Genomic DNA, 6,580 nt, shown 5'->3' with positions numbered 1-6,580 from the left:
GGATCGCCGGGTTGATCGCGGAGGGGTGATCCGATGTCCGGACGATTTGTCCCGAACATCGGATCACCCCGAAGCGAACTCCATCCCGGCCTCCACCTCGCCCGCATCGGCTGGCCGCACGGGCGGGTCGAACGACAGCGCCCGGGCCACCACCGCCTCGGCCCCCGGCGTCAGCCCGGCGAGGCGCGGCGGCACCCGCCCCTGCCGCCGCGCCTCGACCGCATCGAGGCGGTCGAAGGGATGGCGGCCGGTCAGGAACAGGTGGATCAGGCAGCCGAGGGCGTAGACGTCGTCGCGCAGGGAGCGGGGCTGGCCGGACAGGCGCTCGGGGCTGGCATAGGCCGGGGTGACGGCGCGCTCGACCGCGCCGTCGAGGCCGGGCTCCGACAGGAGCGCGGCGATGCCGAAATCCAGGATCTTCAGCCGGCCGTCGGTGCAGACGAACAGGTTCGAGGGCTTGAGGTCGGCGTGGACGAGGCCGAGCCGGTGGGCGGCGGCGAGACCGGCGAGGAGGTCGGCGAGCGCCGCGCGGGCGAGCGGGCCGCCGGCGAAGTCCGGGTAGCGGCGCAGCAGCCCGTCGAGGGGGAGGCCGACGAGGTTCTCCATCACCAGGAAGGCGTCGGCGCCGTCGCGGTCGAAATCGTGGACGGCGACGACCGCCGGATGCCGGACGGCCTGGGTGTGGCGGGCCTCCGCCTCCAGGGCGCGCAGGGCCGCGCGGTCGCCGGCCCAGCTCGGGGCGAGGAGCTTGATCGCGACGTAGGGCGACACGCCGTCGAGGTCCTGCCGGCGGCGGTCGACGGCCCGGTAGACCACGCCCATGCCGCCGTGACCGATCTCGGCGTCGAGGACGAAGCGGTCGCGCAGGACGTGCCCGATCCGATCGCCGTCCCCGGACGGCGGACGCCGCAGCGCCCGCAGCCGCGCGGCCAGCCGGTCAAGATCGGCCGCGCCGACCCGTTCCCACGGCAGGAGCCGGCCGTGAGGAGGCGGTTCCCGCGTGGCCTCGTGCAGCAGGCAGGCGAGCCGGTAGGGCAGCCGGCGGGCGTCGATGGCGTGCTGGAGCGCCAGCATCGCCGCCTCCGGCGCCTCGTCGCGCAGGGCGGCGGCGGCGTCCGCGAAGGACAGGCGGCCGGAGGCGAAGCGGTCGATCACCTCGTCGCTGCGCGCCCGCACGGGTCCCTCCTGCGCCGGGCCGTCAGAGCGGCCAGGCCTTCGGCTCCGTCTGGACGGCCAGCGTCACGGCGACGCCACTGGCGGCGATCGTCGCGGTGTTGATGTCGGCGAACTTGATCGGCGCCACGGCCCGCCAGCGCGCGATGTCGAGCTGGCGGAAGCCGGCCACCACCGCGATGACCGTCGCGTCGGCCGAGGCCGTGGCGGTGAAGCCGTCCTTGGAGGAAGGCGGCAGCAGGAACTCGTGCTTGCTCAGCAGGTCGGTGCCGAGGACCGCGGCGTCGTTGTCGTAGAGCGACTGTGCGTCGCTCTGGAGGAACTTGGTGTCGGCCCGCAGGGTGTAGACCCGGACCAGCAGCGGCGACGGGACGCCCGTGGGAGACGGGTTGACGTCCGACGCGGTGCCGACCCGGACGACGAGCTTGGTCTCCTTCGGCGGCAGCAGCGTCGCGCAGCCCGACAGCAGGGACAGTCCCGCGAGCAGGAGCGTCCGCCGGCTGGAGGCGATGCCACCGGGTTCCGGCGCGTCCGCCGACATGCTGGGGTTGGGTACCACCGTTCCGCCCTTCCCTGTCCTGTCGTCCGAGACGCGATCATGGCGCAGAGTAGTACAACGACAGGGTGAAGGAAGCTTAACCGGACCGGCATTTTTGCCGCTCCCGACGAGCCTGCCGGAGCGGAAGGACGAGTGCCCGTGCCGCGGGGGGGGCGGTCCACGAGCCTGGAAAGCTCGTCCCGGTCGGCGATGATACCCCGGGTCACCCCGGCAGGCCGGCCGCTTCCGCCGGGGCCGTCGTCCCTCGACGGCTCCGCACCTCGAGACACGCTTCATCGCGTCGGCGCAGCAGCTTGGGCGACGCGGTGCCCCGATGTCGGATCGCGAGGTTCCACGCCCGAGCCGACGCCGTGCGGCAGTGACGGCGATCCGCCTTCACGAGAGCGCCCCGGGGTGAGCGGAGCGGGTGAAGGACAGCGAACCCTCGAATTCCTCCGCGACGCGCTCGGCGCCCGCGGCGTTGAACCCCACGACGATGACGCTTGCACCCGCGGCCTTGGCCTGCCGGGCGGCCGCGAGGCCGATGCCCGAGGTGCCGCCGAAGATGACGACGGTGCGGTCCCGGAGGGTGCTGCCCATGACGATGGTCCTTCTCGAAGACGCTGGTGTCGCGCCGGTGAGAAGGAAAATGGCTCGGGGCCCCAACCTTGATAATCAGGCGAGAAATCGCTTCAATCATGCCAGCATGGAACAGATCGGCCTCGACCGTCTCACGGGCATTATCGCCTTCGCGCGCTCCGCCTCCCTCGGCAGCTACACGGCCGCCGCTCGCTCGCTCGGCATCTCTCCTTCCGCGGTGAGCAAGAGCGTGCAGCGGCTGGAGGAGCGGCTGGGCTTGAGCCTGTTCACGCGGACCACCCGCTCGCTCACCCTGACGCCGGAGGGCCACACCCTGCACGAGCGGGCGCTGCGGCTCCTGCGCGAGGCCGAGGAGATCGAGCAGGCCGCCGTGGCGGCGCGCTCCGAGCCGGCCGGCACGCTGAAGGTGACGGCGCCGCTCCCGGTCGGCGTGCACCTGCTCGCCCCGGCGCTGCCGCGGTTCCGCGAGCGCTACCCGAAGCTGGCGGTCGACCTGCGCCTGGGCGACCGCTTCGCGGACTTGATCGAGGAGGGCATCGACGTCGCCATCCGCGTGGGCGAGCTCTCCGATTCGCGGCTGATCTCCCGGCGCCTCGCACCGCACCGCCTCTGCGCCTTGGCCGCGCCGGCCTACCTGGAGCGGCGCGGAACCCCCCGTCATCCGGACGAGCTGGCCCGCCATGACTGCGTGAACTTCCGGTTCCAGAGCACCGGCCAAGCCCTGCGCTGGCCGTTCCGGATCGGGGGCCGGGTCGTGGAGATCACGCCCCCGGCCGGCATCGTCACGGACTTCAGCGACGCCGTCGCGGCCGTCCTGGTGGCCGGCGGCGGCATTGGCATCTCGCCGACCTACATTGCCGCACCGTATGTCGCGCGGGGTGCGCTGGTGCCGGTCCTGCAGGAGTTCGCGGTCGAGCGTTCCGTCATCACGGCGCTGTGGCCGGAGAGTCGGCGCGGCAACCCGAACGTGAAGGCCTTCCTGGCCCTCCTCGAAGAGGTGTTCCCGTCGCCGGCTCCGTGGGACATCTTGGTCACCGTGCCCGCGGCAGACGAGGAGAGCGCTTCGACGGACGCGAAACCCGCTTGATGGGCCACGAGACATGCTCGCGCGCGGGCCGCCGGACGTGTGCCCGGTCGGGCCTTGCGGATCGCGTGGACGGGAAGCGCGGCGCCGCCCGGGGGCAGGGTGTTGCCGGTTGAGCTTCAGCGCGCGAGTGCGGCGTTGATGGCCCGGATCGGCATTCCCGCCCATAAGCCCGTCTCGAGCCACCGTGCCCCCGCTCGACGTCGCGTCAGCCAATGCCCCGCGCCTTCAGCCGCTCGCCGATCTCGTCGAGGATCGCCGGGTCGTCGATGGTCGGCGGGGTGGTCCAGGTCTCGCCGTCGGCGATCTTCTTCATCGTGCCGCGCAGGATCTTGCCCGAGCGCGTCTTCGGCAGCCGCCCGACCGTCAGCGCCAGCTTGAACGCCGCCACCGGCCCGATCTTTTCCCGCACCAGCGCCACCAGCTCGCGCTCGATCTCCGCCGGGGAGCGGTCGACCCCGCTCTTGAGCACCACGAAGCCGCACGGCGCCTCGCCTTTCAGCGCGTCGCGGATGCCGATGACGGCGCATTCCGCCACCGCCGGGTGCGAGGCCAGCACCTCCTCCATGCCGCCGGTCGAGAGGCGGTGGCCGGCGACGTTGATGATGTCGTCGGTGCGGCCCATCACCGAGACGTAGCCGTCGCGGTCGAGGAAGCCGGCATCCGAGGTGTTGTAGTAGCCCGGGAAGGTCGCGAGGTAGCTCTCGCGGCAGCGCTCGTCCTGGCGCCACAGGGTCGGCAGGCAACCCGGCGGCAGCGGCAGGCGGATCGCGATCGTGCCCATCGTGTCGGGCGGCAGCGGCCGGCCGCCCTCGTCGAGCACCTGCACGTCGTAGCCGGGCATCGGCACGGTCGGGCTGCCGCGCTTCACCGGCAGCGCGCCGAGCCCGACCGGGTTGGCGGCGATCGGCCAGCCGGTCTCGGTCTGCCACCAATGGTCGATCACCGGGACCCCGGTCATCGTCTCGGCCCAGGCGACGGTGTCGGGGTCGGCGCGCTCGCCGGCGAGAAAGAGGGTGCGGAAGCGCGACAGGTCGTGGCCCTGCATCAGCCGCCCGTCCGGATCCTCCTTCTTGATCGCCCGCAGCGCCGTGGGCGCGGTGAACAACGCGACCGTGCCGGTCTCGGCGATCACGCGCCAGAACGCTCCCGCGTCCGGCGTGCCGACCGGCTTGCCCTCGTAGAGCACCGTGGTGCAGCCGTGCAGGAGCGGCCCGTAGACGATGTAGGAGTGCCCCACCACCCAGCCGACGTCGGAGGCGCACCAGTAGGTCTCGCCGGGCCGCACGCCGTAGAGGTTCGGCATCGACCAGGCCAGCGCCACGAGGTAGCCGCCGGTGTCGCGCACCACGCCCTTCGGCTTGCCCGTCGTGCCCGAGGTGTAGAGGATGTAGAGCGGGTCGGTGGCGGCGACCGGGAGGCAGGGCGCGGCGCGGCCCTCGGCCTTGGCGGCGGCGACCGCCTCGGCCCAGTCGCGGTCGCGGCCCGCGGTCATCGCCGCCTCGGATTGCGGGCGCTGGAGGATCAGGCAGGCCTCCGGCTTGTGGGCCGAGAGGGCGCAGGCCTCGTCGAGGAGCGGCTTGTAGGCCACCACCCGCCCCGGCTCGATGCCGCAGGAGGCGGCGAGCACCGCCTTCGGCGCGGCATCCTCGATCCGCGCCGCCAGCTCCCGCGCCGCGAAGCCGCCGAACACCACCGAATGCACCGCGCCGATGCGGGCACAGGCCAGCATCGCGACGATGGCCTCCGGCACCATCGGCATGTAGAGCACCACCCGGTCGCCGGGGCCAACGCCGAGGTCCTGCAGCACCGCGCCGAGCGCCGCCACCTCGTCGCGCAACTCGGCGTAGGTGAGGCTGCGCCGGGTGCCGGTGACGGGCGACTCGTACAGGATCGCCGTCTGCTCCGCCCGCTCCGGCAGGTGGCGGTCGACGGCGTTGTGGCAGGCGTTCAGTTCGCCGCCGACGAACCAGCGGCCGTAGACCCCCGCTTCGGGATCGAAGATCCGCTCCGCCTGCCGCGCCCAGTCGACCGCCCGCGCGGCCTCGCGCCAGAACGCCTCCGGATCGGCCTTCCAGGCGGCGTAGACCTCGGGATAGCGGCTCGTCGTGCTTGGCGTCGTCATGGTTCCCGTCCCGGCGGCCCTTCCGGCCGGGCGGACGCGCCGGCGTGGGGCTCTGTGCCAGGATTTCTAGCGGGATCGCGCCGGTCCGTCTCGGCCGCGAGGCGGCGGAGGCCGTCATCCGATGGTCGTACGGAGCGTGGTGAACGGTCAGGTCAAGCCGTCCCCGGACCGGAAGGGGCCGTGTCGCGCGGGACGGCCGCGCGGGCGAAGGACGATCGACGCCTCGGGATACACAACGTGTATCTCGGCCGCTATGATGGCACGACGAGGAGACATGCCATGGCCGCAAAGCCTGCCCGCGATCCGCAGACCCGGGCCGTCAACCTGCGCATGCGCGAGGATCTGCGCGGCCTGATCGACCGGGCGGCGAAGGCCCATGGCAAGAGCCGGTCGGACTTCATGATCGAGGCGGCGCGCCGGGCGGCGGAAGACGCGCTCCTCGACCAGACCCTGATCCGGATCGATCCGGACAGCCACCAGCACTACCTCGACATTCTCGACCGGGCGCCGGACAGCGACGGGTTCCGGCGTCTGATGCAGGCGCGCCCGCCATGGCGGACGTGACACCGGCTCCGCCTGTCCTCCTGACTCAGGAGCACGACCTCTCTGCCTTCGAGAGCGGGCACGACAGCCTCGATGTCTGGTTGCGACGTCGGGCCCGCGCCAACCATATCGCCGGCGCTTCTCGCACCTACGTGGTGGCCTGCGGGCGCGACGTCGTCGGCTATTATTGCCTCGCCTCGGGAGCGATCGCAGTCGTCCAGGCGCTGGGATCGGTCCGGCGAAACATGCCCGATCCGATCCCGGTGGCCGTCCTCGGCCGGCTCGCCGTCGATCGCCACTGGCAGCGCAAGGGCCTGGGCGTGGCATTGTTGCAGGATGCGGTCCTGCGAACCGCCCAGGCGTCCCACATCCTGGGCATCCGCGGGCTGCTCGTCCACGCCATCTCGCAGGAGGCCAGGGCGTTCTACGAGCGCTACGGCTTCGTTCGCTCCCCGACCGATCCGATGATGCTGATCCTGTCCCTCAAGGGTGTCGCACTCGCCCCTTGAAGGGGCGC

Annotated in this window: 7 protein-coding genes; 3 read left to right on the top strand and 4 right to left on the bottom strand. The window is 72.4% G+C overall.

All coding sequences use genetic code 11. From position 1 onward, the window contains the following. Positions 1 to 63: 63 nt before the first annotated feature. The 3 genes from EOE48_RS25450 to EOE48_RS25440 form a co-directional block, all read right to left on the bottom strand. Positions 64 to 1,176 carry a serine/threonine-protein kinase gene (locus EOE48_RS25450; protein ID WP_127733679.1) on the bottom strand — a complete coding sequence of 371 codons (1,113 nt, stop codon included), beginning with the start codon at positions 1,174 to 1,176 and terminating at the stop codon, positions 64 to 66. 22 nt (positions 1,177 to 1,198) lie between these two features. Next, a complete protein-coding gene (gene tssJ, locus EOE48_RS25445) occupies positions 1,199 to 1,732 on the bottom strand; it encodes a type VI secretion system lipoprotein TssJ (protein ID WP_187371548.1) in 534 nt (177 codons plus the stop codon). A gap of 375 nt (positions 1,733 to 2,107) precedes the next feature. Beyond that, positions 2,108 to 2,311: an SDR family NAD(P)-dependent oxidoreductase gene (locus EOE48_RS25440; RefSeq protein WP_342791889.1), complete on the bottom strand. Its 204-nt coding sequence runs from the start codon at positions 2,309 to 2,311 to the stop codon at positions 2,108 to 2,110. Positions 2,312 to 2,417: 106 nt separating this feature from the next. Here EOE48_RS25440 and EOE48_RS25435 point away from each other — a divergent pair, with 106 nt between their 5' ends. Continuing rightward, a complete protein-coding gene (locus EOE48_RS25435) occupies positions 2,418 to 3,398 on the top strand; it encodes a LysR family transcriptional regulator (RefSeq protein ID WP_127733684.1) in 981 nt (326 codons plus the stop codon). 205 nt (positions 3,399 to 3,603) lie between these two features. Here EOE48_RS25435 and EOE48_RS25430 read toward each other — a convergent pair whose 3' ends face one another. Next, entirely contained in the window at positions 3,604 to 5,520 is a 1,917-nt protein-coding gene (locus EOE48_RS25430; protein WP_127733677.1) for a propionyl-CoA synthetase, read from the bottom strand. A 279-nt stretch (positions 5,521 to 5,799) separates the two neighbouring features. Between EOE48_RS25430 and EOE48_RS25425 the strand changes: the two genes are divergently transcribed. Then, positions 5,800 to 6,084 (top strand): type II toxin-antitoxin system TacA family antitoxin, encoded by a 285-nt coding sequence (locus EOE48_RS25425; RefSeq protein ID WP_127733676.1) that lies wholly within the window; start codon positions 5,800 to 5,802, stop codon positions 6,082 to 6,084. After that, complete coding sequence (locus EOE48_RS25420) at positions 6,072 to 6,572, top strand: GNAT family N-acetyltransferase (RefSeq protein ID WP_127733675.1); 501 nt, start codon at positions 6,072 to 6,074, stop codon at positions 6,570 to 6,572. Before EOE48_RS25425 ends, EOE48_RS25420 begins: the two co-directional genes overlap by 13 nt. The last annotated feature ends 8 nt before the right edge of the window (positions 6,573 to 6,580 follow it).

The sequence above is a fragment of the Methylobacterium oryzihabitans genome (assembly GCF_004004555.2).
Taxonomy (GTDB): domain Bacteria; phylum Pseudomonadota; class Alphaproteobacteria; order Rhizobiales; family Beijerinckiaceae; genus Methylobacterium; species Methylobacterium oryzihabitans.
This window is presented reverse-complemented; position numbering and strand designations above follow the sequence as displayed.

Bases quoted from the DNA above. Each gene is read 5' to 3' on its own strand.
- EOE48_RS25440 (WP_342791889.1), bottom strand. From the start codon at position 2,311: ATGGGCAGCACCCTCCGGGACCGCACCGTCGTCATCTTCGGCGGCACC.
- EOE48_RS25435 (WP_127733684.1), top strand. From the start codon at position 2,418: ATGGAACAGATCGGCCTCGACCGTCTCACGGGCATTATCGCCTTCGCG.
- EOE48_RS25430 (WP_127733677.1), bottom strand. From the start codon at position 5,520: ATGACGACGCCAAGCACGACGAGCCGCTATCCCGAGGTCTACGCCGCC.
- EOE48_RS25425 (WP_127733676.1), top strand. From the start codon at position 5,800: ATGGCCGCAAAGCCTGCCCGCGATCCGCAGACCCGGGCCGTCAACCTG.
- EOE48_RS25420 (WP_127733675.1), top strand. From the start codon at position 6,072: ATGGCGGACGTGACACCGGCTCCGCCTGTCCTCCTGACTCAGGAGCAC.